At 66.9% G+C, this 18,395-nt stretch carries 16 protein-coding genes and 1 tRNA gene; 8 read left to right on the plus strand and 9 right to left on the minus strand.

Annotated features, from left to right (window positions below):
* Positions 1–10 precede the first annotated feature (10 nt).
* The gene (locus tag TK49_RS15370; protein WP_045787479.1) at positions 11–907 is read right to left on the minus strand and encodes a LysR family transcriptional regulator; all 897 of its coding nucleotides are present in this window, start codon (positions 905–907) and stop codon (positions 11–13) included.
* 122 nt (positions 908–1,029) lie between these two features.
* Between TK49_RS15370 and TK49_RS15375 the strand changes: the two genes are divergently transcribed.
* Positions 1,030–2,046, plus strand: coding sequence for a zinc-dependent alcohol dehydrogenase family protein (locus TK49_RS15375; RefSeq protein ID WP_045787480.1), 1,017 nt, complete (start codon positions 1,030–1,032; stop codon positions 2,044–2,046).
* A 6-nt stretch (positions 2,047–2,052) separates the two neighbouring features.
* Here TK49_RS15375 and cobA read toward each other — a convergent pair whose 3' ends face one another.
* The 7 genes from cobA to TK49_RS15410 form a co-directional block, all read right to left on the minus strand.
* Positions 2,053–2,859 (minus strand): uroporphyrinogen-III C-methyltransferase, encoded by an 807-nt coding sequence (cobA, locus tag TK49_RS15380; protein ID WP_045787481.1) that lies wholly within the window; start codon positions 2,857–2,859, stop codon positions 2,053–2,055.
* Positions 2,860–2,913: 54 nt separating this feature from the next.
* On the minus strand, positions 2,914–4,233 hold the full coding sequence (locus TK49_RS15385) for a sulfate adenylyltransferase subunit 1 (protein ID WP_045787482.1): 1,320 nt from the start codon (positions 4,231–4,233) through the stop codon (positions 2,914–2,916).
* 2 nt (positions 4,234–4,235) lie between these two features.
* Entirely contained in the window at positions 4,236–5,186 is a 951-nt protein-coding gene (gene cysD, locus TK49_RS15390) for a sulfate adenylyltransferase subunit CysD (RefSeq protein WP_045787483.1), read from the minus strand.
* Between the two features lie 10 nt (positions 5,187–5,196).
* Positions 5,197–6,000 carry a phosphoadenylyl-sulfate reductase gene (locus TK49_RS15395; RefSeq protein ID WP_045787484.1) on the minus strand — a complete coding sequence of 268 codons (804 nt, stop codon included), beginning with the start codon at positions 5,998–6,000 and terminating at the stop codon, positions 5,197–5,199.
* Positions 5,997–6,542 carry a DUF934 domain-containing protein gene (locus TK49_RS15400; protein ID WP_045787485.1) on the minus strand — a complete coding sequence of 182 codons (546 nt, stop codon included), beginning with the start codon at positions 6,540–6,542 and terminating at the stop codon, positions 5,997–5,999. The genes TK49_RS15395 and TK49_RS15400 overlap by 4 nt, the downstream gene beginning before the upstream one ends.
* Before the next feature lie 16 nt (positions 6,543–6,558).
* A complete protein-coding gene (locus tag TK49_RS15405) occupies positions 6,559–8,229 on the minus strand; it encodes a nitrite/sulfite reductase (RefSeq protein ID WP_045787486.1) in 1,671 nt (556 codons plus the stop codon).
* Between the two features lie 129 nt (positions 8,230–8,358).
* On the minus strand, positions 8,359–9,132 hold the full coding sequence (locus tag TK49_RS15410) for a sulfite exporter TauE/SafE family protein (protein WP_045787487.1): 774 nt from the start codon (positions 9,130–9,132) through the stop codon (positions 8,359–8,361).
* Positions 9,133–9,296: 164 nt separating this feature from the next.
* On the opposite strand from TK49_RS15410, the gene TK49_RS15415 reads away from it, so the two are divergent.
* From TK49_RS15415 to ilvD, 5 genes are all read left to right on the plus strand, one after another.
* Entirely contained in the window at positions 9,297–10,238 is a 942-nt protein-coding gene (locus tag TK49_RS15415) for a CysB family HTH-type transcriptional regulator (protein ID WP_045787488.1), read from the plus strand.
* Positions 10,239–10,275: 37 nt separating this feature from the next.
* Positions 10,276–11,457 (plus strand): ABC transporter substrate-binding protein, encoded by a 1,182-nt coding sequence (locus TK49_RS15420; protein WP_045787489.1) that lies wholly within the window; start codon positions 10,276–10,278, stop codon positions 11,455–11,457.
* A 29-nt stretch (positions 11,458–11,486) separates the two neighbouring features.
* Complete coding sequence (locus tag TK49_RS15425; RefSeq protein ID WP_045787490.1) at positions 11,487–12,371, plus strand: NAD(P)-dependent oxidoreductase; 885 nt, start codon at positions 11,487–11,489, stop codon at positions 12,369–12,371.
* A 74-nt stretch (positions 12,372–12,445) separates the two neighbouring features.
* A tRNA-Leu gene (locus TK49_RS15430) sits at positions 12,446–12,530 on the plus strand.
* A 203-nt stretch (positions 12,531–12,733) separates the two neighbouring features.
* The gene (gene ilvD, locus TK49_RS15435) at positions 12,734–14,593 is read left to right on the plus strand and encodes a dihydroxy-acid dehydratase (protein WP_045787491.1); all 1,860 of its coding nucleotides are present in this window, start codon (positions 12,734–12,736) and stop codon (positions 14,591–14,593) included.
* Between the two features lie 85 nt (positions 14,594–14,678).
* Here the strand turns inward: ilvD and TK49_RS15440 are convergent, their stop codons facing one another.
* A complete protein-coding gene (locus TK49_RS15440) occupies positions 14,679–15,881 on the minus strand; it encodes an MFS transporter (RefSeq protein WP_045787492.1) in 1,203 nt (400 codons plus the stop codon).
* Between the two features lie 252 nt (positions 15,882–16,133).
* On the opposite strand from TK49_RS15440, the gene TK49_RS15445 reads away from it, so the two are divergent.
* Both TK49_RS15445 and TK49_RS15450 read left to right on the plus strand, forming a co-directional pair.
* On the plus strand, positions 16,134–16,592 hold the full coding sequence (locus TK49_RS15445; protein WP_045787493.1) for a MarR family winged helix-turn-helix transcriptional regulator: 459 nt from the start codon (positions 16,134–16,136) through the stop codon (positions 16,590–16,592).
* Complete coding sequence (locus tag TK49_RS15450) at positions 16,579–18,393, plus strand: chloride channel protein (RefSeq protein WP_045787494.1); 1,815 nt, start codon at positions 16,579–16,581, stop codon at positions 18,391–18,393. Before TK49_RS15445 ends, TK49_RS15450 begins: the two co-directional genes overlap by 14 nt.
* The last annotated feature ends 2 nt before the right edge of the window (positions 18,394–18,395 follow it).

Below are 18,395 nucleotides of genomic sequence, written 5' to 3' on the forward strand. Positions count from 1 at the left end.
GGATCAGAGATTAACGCTCTGCGGCCGCTTGCGTCGACAGCGCAGACTCGAGTGCATCCACCACTTGCGCTAGGCGGCCCAGCGACGGCGCACGTTGCACGCAGACATCCCAGTCGGCAGGCGCCGAGGCGAGCTTGTGCATCGACAGCGAACCCTCGGCCAGTTGGGCCCGGATGAGCCGCACGGGCGCAAACCCGAGCCCGAAGCCCTCTGCCACGAGCGCGTGCTGCAGCGGCACCGATTGCACCTCGGCGGCGACATTCGGCGTCACGCGATCGGCCTCGTAACGGCTCAGCAGCCACGCGCGCATCTCGCAGCCAGCCGGGTTGAGCACCCACGCCTCGTCCCGCACCTGCGCCATCGACAGCGCATGCGGCAGCTTGCGGGCCGGCGCGGCGATCAGGCTGACAGCCTCGGTGCCGATCACGCGCACATCCGCGTCGGCATGGTGACCCGCGGTATTCGAAGGCGCCAGCCACAGCGCGGCGTCCAGCTCGGCGCGCTTGAGCCGCTCGCGCAGCACGCCGCCCCACTCGCAGCTGAGCCGAAACGAAACGGCCGGGTAGCGCTGCCGCAGCGCCGACAGCGTCCGTGCAAAGCGGGCATCGCCCACGGCATGGCTGACGCCCACCCGCAGCACGCCTTCCGGCTCGGCCGTGGTGCGCACGCTGCCTCGCAGCGCTTCGAACTCCCCGACGATGGTGCGGCAGCGCGCCAGGATCGCCTCGCCCTCCGCGGTCAGACGAAACGGCTTGACGCGCCGATCGAACAGCACGGTATCGAGCGCGCGTTCCAGCCGCTGAATCTGCTTGGTGACGGCAGGTTGCGTGAGCGGCAGGCGCTCCGCCACGCGGGCAATGGAGCCCGTCTGCGCCAGCAGCACAAAGGTACGCATCTCGTCGAGCATGGCGACATTCCTACCAGTTATGTTGAATCTGAACAAATTGAATTGGATTCATCTTAAGCCAGGCGCCACAGTAGTGCCACACGCGTTTTGCGTGGCCCTTCCACCCCACCACGAGGACGACCATGAAAGCCTTGGCACTGACCGACGGTTACGGCATCAACGCCTTGCACCCCATCGAGCGCGACGATCCCACGCCTGGTCCGGACGAGATCATCGTGCGCACGCGCGCTGCCTCACTCAACTACCGTGACCTGGAGATCGTCTCGGGCACGTTCTTCACGCGCTTCCCGCTGCCGCTGATTCCACTTTCGGATGGCGTAGGCCACGTCATCGCGGTGGGCGAGAACGTCAGTCGCGTGTGCGTTGGCGATCGCGTCGCCGGCACGTTCTGGCAGCGCTGGGACGGCGGCGACTTCCGCAATGCCGACACACGCCGCATGCTCGGCGGCCCGATCGACGGCTGGCTGGCCGACACGATCCGCCTGGATGCGGGCGGCAGCGTGCTCGTGCCCCGGCACCTGAGCGACGCAGAAGCCGCCACCCTGCCCTGCGCGGGGCTCACGGCGTGGCATTGCCTGATCGAAACAGGCAACCTGCAGCCCGGCGAAACCGTGCTCGTGCAAGGCACGGGCGGCGTGGCGATGTTCGCGGTGCAGTTTGCGCTCATGGCGGGCGCTCGGCCGATCGTGCTGTCAAGCAGCGATGCCAAGCTCGAACGCGTGCAGACGTTGGGCGTGCCCGAGTCGGACACCGTCAACTACCGCGTGACGCCCGAATGGCATGAAGCGGTGCTCGCACGCACGCACGGCCGCGGCGTCGACCACGTGATCGAAGTCGGGGGAGGCGGCACGCTGCAACGTTCGCTGAAGGCATTGCGGGTGGGTGGACAGATCCACCTGATCGGCTACCTCGCCGGGCGCGACGGTGGTGTGAATCCGCTGGAGATATTCGCCCGCAAGGCCGTCATCCGGCCCGCATCGGTGGGGTCGCGCGGGTCGTTCGAGGCGATGAACCGCGCGCTGGCGGTGCACGGCCTGCACCCGATCGTCGACCAGGTACTGCCGTGGCAGGAGGCGCCCGATGCGTTCCGCGCGCTTGAGGCCGGTGCCGTCTTCGGGAAGGTGGCGCTGGCGTTCTGACGATGCTCAGGCGGCCAGGATATGCGGCTCGCTGACGAGCACCTCCGGCGCGGCGGCGCTCGCCCGCACGGCAAACGCGTCGCCGATCATCAGCAGGCTCGGATGCTCGGGGTCGATCCACGCGGCGGCAGCGCCGTCGGCCATCTGCTGCAGCGTGAAGCACGCCGAGCGCTGCTCGGGCGTGGTGGCCGCCTCGACGACCCACGCGGGTGTCGAGGGCGCGCGGCCGCGGGCGATCAGATCGGCGGCGATGGAAGCTGCCTGGTCGCGGCCCATGTAATAGACGAGCGAATCGGCCTGTGCGGCCGGTTCCGGTGTGACACCTTCGGGTGGTGGCGTGTCGGGATCGGCAGCCTTGGCTTGCGTGACGAACGCCACGCTGCGCGCCACACCCCGCTTGGTCAGCGGCTGGCGGATGGCCGACGCCGCGGCCAGCGCCGCCGTGATGCCCGGCACGACCTCGTAGTCGATGCCGGCTTGCTCAAGCGCCTGCAGTTCCTCGTCGGCGCGGCCGAACAGCATCGGATCGCCGCCTTTGAGACGCACCACGCGCTGGTACTTGGTCGCCAGGTCGACCAGCTGGCGGTTAATGAAGCGCTGCGCGGTCGAGCGCTGGCCGCAGCGCTTGCCCACCGGGATCAGCACTGCCTGCGGGCAGTACCGGAAGACCTCCGGCGAAACCAGTGCGTCGTGCAGCACGACTTCGGCCTCGCCCAACAATCGTGCACCGCGCACCGTGATGAGGTCTGCAGCACCGGGGCCGGCACCAATCAGGCTCACACGGCCGAGGGTTTTGCGGGTCTTCGCTTGCATGGATTGGCTTCCTTTGCTTTTCCGGACGGCGTGTGTCACCGCGCCGTCTCCACCTCAGGAAAATGCACGGATCATGCCAGCGGCCACGGTGTGGTGCGTCGCTTCGTCCACCAGGATGAAGGCGCCGGTCGCCGGATTGTCGCCGTAGGCATCGCACACGATCGGCTTCTGCAGGCTGATGTTGACCGTGCCGATGTCGTTCAGCGCGATCTGCTTGCGCCCGGTTTCGTGCGACAGCGTGTGCACGTCCAGCACGCGCTCGACTTCCGACACGCGCGCGAACACGGTGGCGGTTGTGTGCTTGAGCACGTACTTGCGGGCCGGGTTCAGCTCGTGCTCGTCGAACCAGCAGAGATCGGCATGCAGCTTCCTGGCGGCGTTGGCGGCAGTCGTCGGCGCCGCGACGATGGTATCGCCGCGCGAGACGTCGACGTCATCGGCCAGCCGCACGGTGATGGTTTCGCCCGGGCCGGCGGAGTCGGCGGCGCCGTTGGGCGTCAGCACTTCGGCAACCGTCGTCTCGCGGTTGGCGGGCAGCACGCGCACGGCCTGGCCCACGCGCACGGTACCGGCTTCGACGCGGCCCATGTAGCCGCGGAAGTCGTCCGCCTGCGACCCGTCCTGGCGCGCCACGAGCTGGACCGGGAAGCGCAGCGCATCGTCACCTACCGGTGCCGTCTCTTCCACCTTCAGGTCTTCGAGCAGCGCCAGCAGCGGCTCGCCCTGGTACCACGGCATGGCTTCGGACGCATGCACGATGTTGTCGCCGCGCAGGGCCGAGACCGGCACGTAGCGCACCGCATGTTCGTGATCCTGCAGGCCGAGTTGTACGGCCAGCGCATCGTAGGCGGTGCGGATTTCGTTGAAGCGCGCTTCGCTGTAGTCGACCAGGTCCATCTTGTTGACGGCCACGATCACGTGCTGCAGTTCGAGCAGCTTGACGATGGCCGAATGGCGCTTGGTCTGGGCGAGCAGTTGCGCCTTGCCGTCCACGGTCGTCACGCGCGTGGCGTCGATCAGGATGATGGCGGCGTGCGCGGTGGATGCGCCCGTCACCATGTTGCGCGTGTACTGCTCGTGGCCCGGCGTATCGGCAATGATGAACTTGCGGCGTGCGGTCGAGAAGTAGCGGTATGCCACATCGATCGTGATGCCCTGCTCGCGCTCGGCTTCCAGCCCGTCGGTCAGCAGCGAGAAGTCGATGTCTTCGCCGGCGGTGCGCTTGTTCTTGGCACGCGTGAGCGCCTGCAGCTGGTCGGTCAGCACGGCCTTGCTGTCGTACAGCAGGCGGCCGATCAGCGTGCTCTTGCCGTCGTCGACCGAACCGGCGGTGATGAAGCGCAGCAGGCCTTGGTGCGTTGCTTGATTCGTCATGATCAGAAATACCCTTCCTTCTTGCGCTTTTCCATCGAGGCTTCGCTCGTCTGGTCGTCCATGCGCGTGGCACCGCGTTCGGTGATTTCGGTGATGGCCGTCTCGGCGATGATCTCGGCCGGTGTGGCGGCGGTACTCGCCACCGGGCACGTGCAGCTGATGTCGCCCACCGTGCGGAAGCGAACCGACAGGACTTCGCTCACATCGCCGTCGGCCTTGGGCGTAATCGGCGTGACCGGCACCAGCAGGCCGTTCTTGCGCACGACTTCACGCTGGTGCGCGTAGTAGATCGGCGGCAGGGCGAGGTTCTCGCGGGCGATGTACTGCCAGACGTCGAGCTCCGTCCAGTTCGAAATCGGAAACACGCGCATCTGTTCGCCCTGCGCCATGCGGGCGTTGTACAGGCTCCAGAGTTCAGGGCGCTGGGCCTTCGGGTCCCACTGGCCGAACTCGTCGCGGAACGAGAAGATGCGCTCCTTGGCGCGGGCCTTCTCTTCGTCGCGGCGGGCCCCGCCCATCAGGGCGTCAAAGCCGTGGGCTTCGATGGTTTCGAGCAGCGTGACGGCCTGGGCGGCGTTGCGCGAATCGGTTTCCTTGCGCAGGCGTACGGTGCCGCGCTTGATGGAATCCTCCACATGGCCGACCACCAGGCGCGCGCCAAGCTCGGCCACGCGCTGGTCGCGGAACGCGATCACTTCCGGGTAGTTGTGACCCGTGTCGATGTGCACCAGCGGAAACGGCAGTTCGATCTTGCGGTCGCCCAGCCGGAAGGCCTTGAGCGCCAGGTGCAGCATGACGATCGAATCCTTGCCGCCCGAGAAGAGCAGTGCCGGGTTGCGGCACTCGGCCACCACTTCGCGGATGATGTAGATCGACTCGGCTTCGAGCCAGTCGAGGTGGTCGTTCTGCACAGGCGTCAGCGCCGTGCCGGGGATCTCGCTCATCACTCCCATCTTCATTTCCTCAAGCTTTGTGCGACAGGTTTGTCGCATGCAGACCGCATTCCTTGCTGTCGCGCGATTCCCACCACCAGCGGCCGGCGCGCACGTCTTCGCCGGCGCGTACCGCACGCGTGCAGGGCTCGCAGCCGATGCTGGGGTAGCCCTTGTCGTGCAGCGCATTGGTGGGCACGTTGTGCTGCTCGAGGTAGGCCCAGACCTCGGCCTCCGTCCAGTCGAACAGCGGGTTGTACTTGGCGATGCCGCGAGCGTCGTCGTCTTCGGCAAACGGCAGGTCGGCACGCGTCACGGCCTGCTCGCGGCGCTGGCCGGTGAGCCATGCATCGGCATCTTTGAGCGCGCGGTTCAGCGGCACCACCTTGCGGATGTTGCAGCAGGCCTTGCGCAGCTCGATGCTGTCGTAGAAGGCGTTCAGGCCGTGGTCGCGCACGTAGGCCTCGACGGCGCGGGCGTCCGGTGCGTATTGCTCGATCGCATGACCGTAGTGCTCGCGGATGCGGTCGAGCATTGCCAGCGTTTCGGCATGCAGCCGGCCCGTCTGCAGCGTGAAGATCGGCAGGTGTGCACGCACCGCCTCGGGGCTGCGCAGGATGGCGTCGGTCACGACCATGTCTTCGGCGGCCAGGCTCGTGGCGAACTTCGCCACACCGTGCTTGCCGGCGATTTCAGCCAGGCGCGCGAACAGCGTGGCCTCCTTGGCCGCCAGCGCCTGCGCCGTGCCGGTGTACGGAGGACGCGTCCACAGCGCCGGTCGCCCGATCGCGGACACCGGCACTTCCGACACGCTCACGTCCTGAACGTCGCTCACGCGGCCTCCTGCACGGCACGCTCGCGGCGGAACAGCGGGCGCGGGTCGTCGATGGCGCCCTGGTAGCGCACGCTGATCTCGCCGAAGCCGTTCAGCGCATCCTCGATGCTCTTGTCGGCGCGCACGGCGTAGGCGTCGAAACCGCAGCGGCGCATGAAGTCGAGCTGGTCGCGCAGCACGTCGCCGATGGCGCGCAGCTCACGCGTGAAGCCCAGGCGCTGGCGCAGCAGGAACGCCGTGCTGTAGCCGCGGCCGTCGCGGAAGACCGGGAAATCGACCGCCACCAGCGACAGGTTCGGCAGGTCGGCTTCCAGCGCGAACGGCTCGTCGTCCGGCGCCAGCCACACCGCCAGCGTGCCGGCACGCGCGCGGCCGAGCAGCGCATCGCGATGGGCTTGCCAGAATGCCAGCGGCACGATGGCGTGCGAAGCGGCATCCACTTCGGCTTGCGTCAGCTCGCCGCCTTCGGGGGCGCGCAGCACCGTCCACGCGTCCGCCACGATCTGCGGGGCACCGTTTTGCAGCTTGATGATCTTGCTCATGTTCGTTTCCCTGGGCTTAGGCAGTCTGCTTGTCGCTGTGGGCATAGACACGTTCCTTGAACGGCGTCAGCCCGATGCGGTGATAGGTGTCGATGAACCGCTCGTCGTCCGTGCGGTGGGCCACGAAGGTGTCGATGATGCGTTCGATCACGTCGGGCATTTCCTCGGCCTTGAACGACGGGCCGATGACCTTGCCGATCGCCGAATCGTTGCCCTGCGCGCCGCCCAGCGACACCTGGTACCACTCCTCGTCGTGCTTATCGACACCGAGAATGCCGATGTTGCCGACGTGGTGATGGCCGCACGAGTTCATGCACCCCGAGATGTTGAGCGACAGCTCGCCCAGGTCGTACACGTAATCGAGGTCATCGAAGCGCGCCTGGATGGCCTGCGCGATGGGGATCGACTTGGCATTGGCCAGCGAGCAGAAATCGCCGCCCGGGCACGCGATGATGTCGGTCAGCAGGCCGATGTTGGCGGTCGCCATGCCGTTGGCCTTGGCCAGCTGCCACAGCTCGAACAGATCGCGCTTCTTCACGTCGGGCAGGATCAGGTTCTGCTCGTGTGCGACACGCACTTCCCCAAAGCCGAAGCGCTCGGACCAATCCGCCACCAGCGACATCTGCTCGGCGGTGGCATCGCCCGGCGGCTGCGCCACGCCCGGCTTGAGCGACAGCGTCACCGCTGCGTAGCCGGGCACGCGGTGCGCATGCACGTTCCGGCTGACCCAGCGCGCAAACGCCTTGTTCTCGAGCAGTGCCTTCTCGTAGCCGGCGTCGGTGTCGGCCAGCTTCTCGTAGGCGGGCGGTGCGAAGAACTTGGCCACGCGGTCGAACTCGGCCTGCGTGATGGTCGACGGGCCGTCCTTCGTGGCCTGCCATTCCTCTTCCACCTGGCGCGCGAATTCTTCGGCGCCGATGGCCTTGACCAGGATCTTGATGCGCGCCTTGAACTTGTTGTCGCGGCGGCCGTAGCGGTTGTACACGCGGATGGCCGCCTCGATGTACGACAGCATGTGCTGCCACGGCAGGTCTTCCTTGATGATCGCGCCGAGGATCGGGGTGCGGCCCATGCCGCCACCGGCCAGGATGCGCAGCAGCGTCTGGCCGTTCTTTTCGTACACATACACGCCGATGTCGTGCAGCTGGGTCACGGCGCGGTCTTCGCGCGTGGCCGAAATGGCGATCTTGAACTTGCGCGGCAGGAAGGCAAACTCCGGGTGGAACGTCGACCACTGGCGCAGGATTTCCGCCAGCGGACGCGGATCGACGAACTCATCCGGCGCAACGCCCGCAAACTGGTCGGTCGTGATGTTGCGCACGCAGTTGCCGGAGGTCTGGATGGCGTGCATTTCCACCGACGCCAGCTTGGCGAGGATGTCGGGCACCTGTTCCAGCTCGATCCAGTTGTACTGGATGTTCTGGCGCGTGCTGAAGTGGCCGTAGCCGCGGTCGTGCTCGGCGGCGATGTGGCTGAGCATGCGCAGCTGGTTGGCACGCAGGTGGCCGTATGGGATCGCCACGCGCAGCATGTAGGCGTGGCGCTGGTAGTACAGGCCGTTCTGCAGGCGCAGCGGCAGGAACTCTTCTTCCGTCAGTTCGCCCGAAATACGGCGGCGCACCTGGTCGCGGAACTGCGCAACGCGGTCGGCGACGAGGCGGTGATCGTAAGCGTCGTATTGGTACATGACTGTTCAGTCCATTCCGGCTGGCGCCGGCGTGCGATTCAATTTGGGGGAAAGCGTTTCGTGATGTGGCTGCTGCCGTCGCTCAACGACAGCAGCAACACACAAGCAGGGTCGGCATGACGTTGCGCATCACGACACCAGCTTGATGGCCGTGACCGTCAGCGTGGCGGCAAGCGCGCCGCGCACCAGACGTTCCGGCAGATTCCTGGACAGGCGCGCCCCCAGCCAGATGCCGGGGATGGAGCCCACCAGCAGCGAGGCCAGCAGGTTCCAGTCGATCGTGCCGAGGTACATGTGGCCCAGGCCTGCCACGGCGGTCAGCGGCACGGCGTAGGCGATGTCGGTGCCGGCCACCTCGGCGCTCTTCAATTCGGGGTACAGGATCAGGATGAGCGTCGCGCCGACGGCGCCGGCGCCAATCGACGACACCGTCACCAGCACCCCGAGCACCACGCCGACGATGATGGTTGCCACAGCCAGCGTCGAGCCCTGCAGGCGATAGCGCGGGTTGCGGGCGAGCCAGCCCAGCACACGCTGGCGGAACAGCAGCGAGATCACCGTCAGGATGACTGACACGCCGATCGTCACGCGGATCACGTGCATCCACTCGGCATCGAGGTTGCCCGCGTTCTTCAGCACGATCACCGTGATCAGCGCGGCCGGCAGGCTACCGAGGCACAGGCGCTTGACGATGTCCCAGCGGACATGCCCATGGCTGCGGTGCGCGATCGTGCCGACACCCTTGGTCAGCGAGGCGAATGCCAGATCGGTGCCCACAGCGGTCGCCGGCGAAAAGCCGAACATCAGCGTCAGCAGCGGGGTCATCAGCGAACCGCCGCCCACGCCCGTCAGGCCGACCAGCAGGCCGACCAGCAGACCGGAAACCGTATAAGCAAGCGTCATGGCGCGGGGGACACGAGGGACAGTGTGGGCGTGTTATCACGAAGTTCGAGCATCGTAATGAAGCGGCCTCATATCCCAAACCAATAAAAAATTGTTTGTTTATATGGCGTCGGTTATAAGTAGCGTTCTGATCGCTCGCTTTTCTTCGCATCCGATCGCGCGCCATGAACCTTCATCAATTTCGCTTCGTTCGCGAGGCCGTCCGGCAGAAATTCAACCTGACCGAGGCGGCGAAAGCGCTCTACACATCACAACCCGGGGTCTCCAAGGCCATCATCGAGCTGGAAGAGGAACTGGGTGTCGATATCTTCACGCGGCACGGCAAGCGCATCCGGGGTCTCACGGAGCCCGGCCGACGCATTCTCGCTTCCGTCGAGCGGGTACTGGAGGAAGTCGAAACCCTCAAGCGCGTGGGCAAGGACTACGCGGCGCAGGACCAGGGCAACTTCACCATCGCGACCACGCACACGCAGGCCCGTTACGCACTGCCCAAGGCGATCGCCGAATTCACGCGCAAGTACCCGAAGGTGCGCCTGTCCATTCAGCAGGGCACGCCGGCGCAGATCGCCGAGATGGTGCTGCACGACCAGGCCGACCTGGCCATCGCCACCGAAGGGCTTTCGCAGATCAAGGACCTGATCTCGATCCCGGGCTACCAGTGGCAGCACGTGGTGGTGACGCCGCCCGACCACCCGCTCCTCTCCCGCCCGAACCTGACGCTCGACGACTTGAAGGGCTATCCGATCATCACGTACGACCAGCACTTTGCCGGCCGTCCGAAGATCGACCACGCATTCGAGCTGCGCCAGATGAAGCCGGACATCGTGCTCGAGGCCATCGACGCGGATGTGATCAAGACCTACGTGGAAGTCGGCCTGGGTGTGGGCATCGTGGCCGGCGTCGCGTTCGATGCCGAGCGCGACCGCAACCTGCGCGCAATTCCGGCCGGGCACCTGTTCGGCACCAACGTCACCCACCTGGGCATCAAGCAGGGGGCGTACCTGCGTGGCTTCGTCTACACATTCATCGAACTGTTCGCGCCGACGCTCACGCGCAAGCTGGTCGAGCAGCTGATGTCCGGCGAGCACGAAGCGTACGAGCTTTGAATCGCCCCGAATTCCGCCTGACATGCCTGGAGACCTCATGACGACCCGACGTCGCCGCCTCTTCGACCGTATATGCGGCCTCGCGCTGTTCGCCGGCGCTGCCGCCATCGCCCTGCCCGCCCACGCCGATATCCGCGTCGGCGTGGTGCTGTCGAGCACCGGACCCGCCGCGGCCATCGGCATCCCGAGCAAGAACACCGTGCAGATGTGGCCCGCGACGATCGGGGGCCAGCGCGCGCAGGTCATCATCCTCGACGATGCATCGGACCCTTCGGTGGCGGTGCGCGATGTGCGCAAGCTGATCGCCGAAGAGAAGGTCGATGTGATCGTCGGCCCGACCATCGCGCCGACGGCGCTCGCCTCGCTCGACGCCGTGGCCGAAGGGCAGACGCCCATGGTGGCGCTGGCCGCCTCCGCCTCCATCGTCGAACCGCAGGACGCCAAGCGCCACTGGGCCTTCAAGATGCCCCAGAACGATTCGCACATGGCGACGCTCGTCACGCAGCACATGGCGGATACCGGCGTGCGTACCGTCGGCTTCATCGGTTTTGCCGACGCGTATGGCGAGAGCTGGTGGCGCGAGTTCTCGAAGCTGGCCGACGTGCGCAAGCTGCACGTCGTCGCCAACGAGCGCTTTGCGCGCACGGACGCCAGCGTCACCGGGCAGGCGCTCAAGCTGATGGCCGCCCGGCCGGATGCCATCCTGATCGCGGGCTCGGGCACGCCGGCCGCGCTGCCCGAGCGCACCCTGGTCGAGCGCGGCTACAAGGGCCGGATCTACCAGACGCATGGCATCGCCAGCACGGAATTCCTGAAAGTCGGCGGCAAGGACGTGGAAGGCACGCTGTTCCCCACCGGCCCGGTCGTCGTCGCCCGCGAGTTGCCAGCCAGCCATCCGGTGCGCAAGGTCGCGGTGGAATTTGCCGAGCGCTACGAGGCCAGGTACGGCCCCAACACTGTCACGCAGTTTGCGGGCGATGCGTGGGGCGCGTGGCAGTTGCTCGACAATGCCACCGCCCGTGCGCTCAAGACCGGCACGCAGCCGGGCACCCCGGCCTTTCGCGCCGCCCTGCGCGACGCGCTGGAAACCACGCGAGACCTGACCGTGCCCAACGGCGTGCTGAACCTGAATGCACAGGATCACCAGGGCTTCGACCAGCGCTCGCGCGTGATGGGCATCATCAGGAACGGCCGGTTCGCCTACGCCGGCCCGCGTTAAACCCGAGCAACACAGATTCGAGATTCGCCATGACACGACTCGCCTTCATCGGCCTCGGCAACATGGGCACGCCGATGGTCCAGCACCTGATCGCCGCCGGCCATACCGTGCGTGCCTATGTGCGCCGCCCGGAAGCAGCCGACAACGCCCGCGCCCTCGGTGCGGAGCCGGTCGCCACGCCGGCCGAGGCCGCGCGCGACGCGGAGGTCATCTTCACCAATGTCACCTCCACCGCCGACGTCGAAGCCGTGCTGCTGGGGCCGGACGGCGTCATCCACGGCGCACCGCGTGGTGCGGTCTGCATCGACCACAGCACGATCTCCGCCGTGGCTACGCGGCGCATTGCGGCGGAACTGGAAGCGGCGGGGCTGGAGTTCCTGGATGCGCCCGTCTCGGGCGGCACGATGGGCGCGCAGAAGGCCACGCTGTCCATCATGGTGGGTGGCAAGCCCGAGGTGCTGGAGCGCGTGCGCCCGCTGCTTCAGCTGCTGGGCACGACCATCACCTATATCGGTGCGGCCGGGTCGGGCCAGGTTGCCAAGGCGTGCAACCAGATCGTGCAGGTCATCAACATCCAGGGCATTGCCGAAGCGATGCTGTTTGCGCGCGAGCAAGGCACCGACCCCGCGCGCGTGCTGGACGCCATCCGGCCCGGCTTTGCCGGCAGCCGCATGCTCGACATGATGGGCCCCAAGATGGCCGAGCGAAACTTTGCCGCCGGCATCGAAGCGCGCCTGCACGACAAGGACTTCGGCCTCGTGCGCGAGATCGCCCACGAGCTGGGCCTGCAGATGCCGGCGATGGAGCTGGTGGCCTCGCAGCTCAACGCGCTGGTGGCCAACGGCTGGGGATACGACGATACGTCGTCCTTGCTGCGCGTGCTGGAACTGCAGAACGCACACAAGGCGGGCTGAGCCGCGGCCCGTCGCCCCGCCTGCCTTGTTGGGCGAGCCGAACTTCTGGCATAATTGCCGGCTCGTTCGCACCTGCCCGGGTGGTGAAACAGGTAGACGCAGGGGACTCAAAATCCCCCGCCGCAAGGCGTGTCGGTTCGAGTCCGACCCCGGGCACCAGATTCCAAAGCCGCTTCTGTTGATGCAGAAGCGGCTTTTTCATTGCACGTCCGGCAGGACGAGGATGCAGGACAACGCGCCCGGCGCGGCGTGGGATAATCCCTGTTTTGCCCCGGGCGTGGCTCAAGAGGCCGGTTGCACGGGCGCGCGAGGGCCTGTATCCGCGTGGCCCGCCCCACAATCGACTTGCTTCCGTACCCAAAATGCCCGCATACCGTTCCAAAACCTCCACCGCCGGCCGCAACATGGCGGGGGCCCGCTCGCTGTGGCGCGCCACCGGCATGAAAGACGAAGATTTCCAGAAGCCGATCATCGCGGTCGTCAACTCGTTCACGCAGTTCGTGCCCGGGCACGTGCACCTGAAAGATCTCGGCCAACTCGTCGCGCGCGAGATCGAAGCCGCCGGCGGCGTCGCGAAGGAATTCAACACGATCGCCGTCGATGACGGCATCGCCATGGGCCACGACGGCATGCTGTATTCGCTGCCGAGCCGCGACATCATCGCCGACTCGGTCGAATACATGGTCAACGCGCATTGCGCCGACGCCATGGTCTGCATCTCGAACTGCGACAAGATCACGCCGGGCATGCTGATGGCCGCGATGCGCCTGAACATTCCGGTGATCTTCGTGTCGGGCGGCCCGATGGAAGCCGGCAAGACGCGCCTCGCGAACCCGGTCACCAAGACCGTCCAACTGAAGAAGCTCGACCTCGTCGACGCGATGGTGATCGCGGCCGACCAGTCGTATTCAGATGCCGAAGTCGCGGAAGTCGAACGCTCGGCGTGCCCGACCTGCGGCTCATGCTCGGGCATGTTCACCGCGAACTCGATGAACTGCCTGACCGAAGCGCTCGGCCTGGCGCTGCCGGGCAACGGCACCGTCGTCGCGACGCACGCGGACCGCGAGCAGCTGTTCAAGCGCGCCGGCCGCCGCATCGTCGAGCTGACCCGCGAATACTACGAACAGGAGAACGACCGCGTGCTGCCGCGCTCGGTCGGCTTCAAGGCGTTCGAAAACGCGATGACGCTCGACATCGCGATGGGCGGTTCGACCAACACGATCCTGCACCTGCTGGCGATTGCTCAGGAAGCCGGCATCGACTTCACGATGAAGGACATCGACCGCCTGTCGCGCGTCGTGCCGCAGCTGTGCAAGGTCGCGCCGAACACGAACAAGTACCACATCGAGGACGTGCATCGCGCCGGCGGCATCATGGCGATCCTCGGCGAGCTCGACCGTGCCGGCAAGCTGCACACCGACGTGCCGACCGTGCATGCGCCCACGATGAAGGACGCGCTGGATCAGTGGGACATCGTCCGCACGTCCGATGAAGCCGTGCAGACGTTCTACCGCGCCGGTCCCGCCGGTATCCCGACGCAGGTCGCGTTCAGCCAGAACACGCGCTGGCCGAGCCTCGACCTCGATCGCGCCGAAGGCTGCATCCGCTCGTACGAGCATGCGTTCTCGAAGGAAGGCGGCCTCGCCGTGCTGACCGGCAATATCGCGCTCGACGGCTGCGTGGTGAAGACGGCCGGCGTCGACGAGAGCATCCTCGTGTTCGAGGGCACCGCGCACGTGACCGAATCGCAGGACGAAGCGGTCGAGAACATCCTCAACGACAAGGTGAAGGCCGGCGACGTGGTGATCGTGCGCTACGAAGGGCCGAAGGGCGGCCCCGGCATGCAGGAAATGCTGTACCCGACGAGCTACATCAAGTCCAAAGGCCTGGGCAAGGCGTGCGCGCTGCTGACGGATGGCCGCTTCTCGGGAGGCACCTCGGGCCTGTCGATCGGGCACTGCTCGCCGGAAGCGGCGGCAGGCGGCGCGATCGGCCTCGTGCGCGACGGCGACCGCATCCGCATCGATATCCCGAACCGCACGATCAACGTGCTCGTGTCGGACGAGGAACTTGCACGCCGCCGCGAAGAGCAGAACGCCAAGGGCTGGAAGCCGGCGAAGCCGCGTCCGCGCAAGGTGTCGGCAGCGCTGAAGGCCTACGCGAAGCTCGTGATGTCGGCCGACAAGGGCGCCGTGCGCGACCTGTCGCTGCTGGACGACTGACCCCGGCGCAACTGCTGCTGAAGCCGCTCTCCGGAGCGGCTTTTTTCTTGGTGGCGATGCGCAAGCCCGCCAGGCTCGGAATCGACTACGGGTTCACCGCAAGCCGGCTCCGGCGCTGCGCCACCTGCAGCAGCACCAGCAATAGGCCCCCGGCCGCGATGAGCGCACCGGCCACGGGCACCGCCGCATAGCCGAAACCCGCCGAAATGACCGCGCCGCCGGCCGCCGCTCCGAGCGCGTTGCCCAGATTGAACGCCCCCACGTTGATCGACGACGCCAAACCGGGGGCCTCCGCGGCCGCGCGCATGACGCGCATCTGCAGCGGCGGCACGACGGCAAACGTGGCAATGCCCCACACCAGCAACGCAGCTGCGGCGCCGGCATGCGTTTTTGCAAGCACGGGAAAGGCCAGCATCGTCGCGATCAGGAGCACCAGGAAACCGATGAGGCTGCCGTCGAGCGAGCGATCCGCCAGCCGGCCTCCCGCCATGTTGCCGATGGAAAACCCAACGCCGATCAGCACGAGCATGGCCGTCACGAAAGCGGGGGTGGCGCCGGTCAGCTGGGCCAGCGTGGGGGCCACATAGGTGTACAGCGTGAACATCGCGCCGGCGCCCAGCACCGTGGTCAGCAGCGCACCCACGACGACGGGGCGCGTCAGCACGCGCAGCTCGGCGCGCAGGTTCGGCATCTTGCCGGCGTCACCCTTGGGCAACGCCGCGAACAGGCCCGCGATGGCGATGAGGCCGAGGCTCGCCGTCGCCATGAACGACATGCGCCAGCCGATCATCTGGCCGAGCCACGTGGCCGCCGGCACGCCGCCCACGTTGGCAATCGTCAGCCCCATGAACATGGTCGCCACGGCGCTCGCCTGCTTCTCGCGCGGTACGAGGCTCGCCGCCACCACGGAGCCCAGCCCGAAGAACGCGCCATGGTTCAGGCTGGTCACCAGACGCGCAAGCAGCAGCGTCGTGTAATTCGGCGCGATGGCCGACAACAGGTTGCCGAGCGTGAAGATGCTCATCAGCGCAATCAACGCCGAGCGGCGCGGCCAACGTGCCAGCAGCAGCGTCATGACGGGCGCACCGAGCATCACGCCGATGGCATAGGCGCTGATGAGCATGCCGGCCTGCGGAATCGATACGTGCACGCCTTCGGCAATCACGGGCAGCAGGCCCATGGGCGAGAACTCGGTGGTCCCGATGCCGAACGCGCCGGCTGCGAGTGCGAGCAACGGCAGCGTTGCGCTGACGGGTGCGCGATCAGAGGAAGCGGGTGTGGCATGCATGCCGCAAAACTCCTGGGCAAGACGCGGAAAGCCGACGGCATCGTGGCCCGACGCTCCGCAAACGTTTTGACAGGCTCGCAGTGTGCTGTCTTTGCCGTGCCGGAAAAACCCGTTGGGGGACCAAACAGTCTTGCGCGGAATTCAACAATCTCGGGCCCGTTATGGCGCACCTGCGGCATCACGGCCGTTTCCGGTGGACATCGCCAGATATATCATGTTGTGATACATTCGGGCCGAAACGCTGATTCCATCATGTCTGCCACCAATCCACGACCGTTGTCCAAGCAGGATTTCGAGACCCTTTCCGATTTCCGCTACCACCTGCGTCGCTTCCTGCGTGCCTCTGAAGACCTGATCCACTCCAAGGGCATCACGCCGTTGCAGTACCAGTTGCTGCTGCACGTGAAGGGCTACGCCGGGCGCGAGTGGGCGACCGTGGGCGAGCTCGCCGAGCGGCTGCAGGCGTCTGCGCACGGCACCGCGGCCCTGGTCACGCGCTGCGAGGAAGCCGGCCTGGTCGAGCGCCGCCAGAGCGACGCCGATGCGCGGCAGGTCGAAGTCCACCTCTCCAGGAAGGGCGATCGTCTCGTCGCGCTGCTGGCTGGGCTGCACCAGAGCGAGCTGTCGGCCTTCAGCCGCGCCTTCAAGATCCCGCATCTCGACCAAGCCGCTGACCCCTCCGCCGCGCAGTCACGTCATGCAAACCCCTGAACACTCGCTGCATCGGCGCGACTTTGCGACCGACACCACATTGTTCCGCACGACTGCGCTGGCGGTGGTCATTGCCGCATTTGCCACGCTGGCGGCGGTGGTGCTGCTCAACCTGATCCGCTTCTTCACCAACCTGTTCTTCTTCCAGACGCTGTCATTGGCGGATCGCTCGCCGGCCACCAACACGCTCGGGATCTGGGTGGTCGCGATCCCGCTCATCGGCGGGTTGATCGTTGGGCTGATGGCGCGCTTCGGGTCGGAGAAGATCCGCGGCCACGGCATTCCCGAAGCCATCGAGGCCATCCTGTTCGGCAAGAGCAAGATGTCGTCGAAAGTGGCGGTGCTCAAGCCGCTGTCGTCGGGCATCGTGATCGGCAGCGGCGGGCCGTTCGGTGCGGAAGGCCCGATCATCATGACGGGCGGTGCGGTGGGCTCGTTGTTTGCGCAGTTCTTCAAGCTCACCGCCGCCGAGCGCAAGACGCTGCTGGTGGCCGGTGCCACGGCCGGCATGACGGCAGTGTTCGGCACGCCGGTGGCCGCGCTGCTGCTGGCCGTCGAGTTGCTGCTGTTCGAATGGCGCCCGCGCAGCATGCTGCCGGTGGCAGTGGCGTGCGCGGTCGCGGGCTTCCTCCGTGTGCTCGTGCTGGAGCCCGGCCCCCTCTTCCCGCTGGAAACCGCACCGGCGACGCTGCCGGCGCTCGGCTCGTGCATTGTCGCCGGGCTGCTGTGCGGCGCGCTGGCACGGTCGCTGTCGATAGCGCTGTACAAGACCGAAGACCTGTTTGGCCGCCTGCCGATCCACTGGATGTGGTGGCCGGCCATCGGTGGGCTCGTGGTCGGCATCGGCGGCTATTTCGAGCCGCGCGCGCTGGGCGTCGGCTACGACGTCATCGGCGACCTGCTGCACAACCACCTGGCCATCGGCGTGGCGCTGGCGCTGCTGGTCGTCAAGGCGATCATCTGGGTGATCGCGCTGGGCTCGGGCACCTCGGGTGGCGTGCTGGCCCCGCTGCTGATGATGGGCGCCGGGCTTGGCGTGCTGATCGGCCCCGTGCTGTCGGGCGGCGATCCGGGCCTGTGGCCGCTCGTCTGCATGGCCGCCACGCTGGCTGGCGTGCTGGGCGCCCCGCTCACCGCCATTGTCTTCGCCTTCGGGCTCACGCACGATGTGAATGCCCTGCTGCCGATCCTGCTGGCGGTAGCGGTGTCCTATGGCTTTGTCGTGCTGACCATGCCGCGCTCGATCATGACCGAGAAGATCGCGCGCCGCGGCTTCCACATCTATCGCGAATACGCCGTCGACCCGCTCGAGCGCCACGCCGTCGATGAAGTGATGACGCGCTCGGTGCAGACCATCGATGCGCACGCCACGCTGCAGGAGACGCTGGCCACGCGCTTTGGGGCCAAGCAGGCGCACCGCGCATTCCCGGTGGTGCGCGATGGCGCCCTCGTCGGCATGCTCGACCGCGAGGCGCTACTGGCCGGCCAGGCGCGCGGCGCGCACACCGTGGCTGAACTGTTCGGCGCCAACGCACCGTCAATGGCGCTGCCCGGCGAGACCTGCCGCATCGTCGCCACACGGCTGGCCGTGCATGGGCTGGAGCGGCTGCCCGTGGTGGCCGATTCGCAATCGCGCCGCGTGGTGGGCATCGTCTCGCGCAGCGACCTGGTCAAACCGTCGCTCGCGTTCTTCGACGAGGAGCAGCGCCGGGAGCGCTTCCGCCGGGTGCCGCTGTCGGGCACACGCACACACCTCGAGCTGCGCCGCCGTCGCAACGGGCGCGCCAGCCAGGCCCGCTGATC

The organism is Ralstonia mannitolilytica (genome assembly GCF_000954135.1).
In the GTDB taxonomy this organism is placed as follows: Bacteria; Pseudomonadota; Gammaproteobacteria; order Burkholderiales; family Burkholderiaceae; genus Ralstonia; species Ralstonia mannitolilytica.

Bases quoted from the DNA above. Each gene is read 5' to 3' on its own strand.
- TK49_RS15415 (WP_045787488.1), top strand. From the start codon at position 9,297: ATGAACCTTCATCAATTTCGCTTCGTTCGCGAGGCCGTCCGGCAGAAA.
- TK49_RS15405 (WP_045787486.1), bottom strand. From the start codon at position 8,229: ATGTACCAATACGACGCTTACGATCACCGCCTCGTCGCCGACCGCGTT.
- cobA (WP_045787481.1), bottom strand. From the start codon at position 2,859: ATGCAAGCGAAGACCCGCAAAACCCTCGGCCGTGTGAGCCTGATTGGT.
- TK49_RS15420 (WP_045787489.1), top strand. From the start codon at position 10,276: ATGACGACCCGACGTCGCCGCCTCTTCGACCGTATATGCGGCCTCGCG.
- TK49_RS15375 (WP_045787480.1), top strand. From the start codon at position 1,030: ATGAAAGCCTTGGCACTGACCGACGGTTACGGCATCAACGCCTTGCAC.
- TK49_RS15425 (WP_045787490.1), top strand. From the start codon at position 11,487: ATGACACGACTCGCCTTCATCGGCCTCGGCAACATGGGCACGCCGATG.
- ilvD (WP_045787491.1), top strand. From the start codon at position 12,734: ATGCCCGCATACCGTTCCAAAACCTCCACCGCCGGCCGCAACATGGCG.
- TK49_RS15370 (WP_045787479.1), bottom strand. From the start codon at position 907: ATGCTCGACGAGATGCGTACCTTTGTGCTGCTGGCGCAGACGGGCTCC.
- TK49_RS15400 (WP_045787485.1), bottom strand. From the start codon at position 6,542: ATGAGCAAGATCATCAAGCTGCAAAACGGTGCCCCGCAGATCGTGGCG.
- cysD (WP_045787483.1), bottom strand. From the start codon at position 5,186: ATGGGAGTGATGAGCGAGATCCCCGGCACGGCGCTGACGCCTGTGCAG.
- TK49_RS15450 (WP_045787494.1), top strand. From the start codon at position 16,579: ATGCAAACCCCTGAACACTCGCTGCATCGGCGCGACTTTGCGACCGAC.
- TK49_RS15445 (WP_045787493.1), top strand. From the start codon at position 16,134: ATGTCTGCCACCAATCCACGACCGTTGTCCAAGCAGGATTTCGAGACC.
- TK49_RS15440 (WP_045787492.1), bottom strand. From the start codon at position 15,881: ATGCATGCCACACCCGCTTCCTCTGATCGCGCACCCGTCAGCGCAACG.
- TK49_RS15410 (WP_045787487.1), bottom strand. From the start codon at position 9,132: ATGACGCTTGCTTATACGGTTTCCGGTCTGCTGGTCGGCCTGCTGGTC.
- TK49_RS15385 (WP_045787482.1), bottom strand. From the start codon at position 4,233: ATGACGAATCAAGCAACGCACCAAGGCCTGCTGCGCTTCATCACCGCC.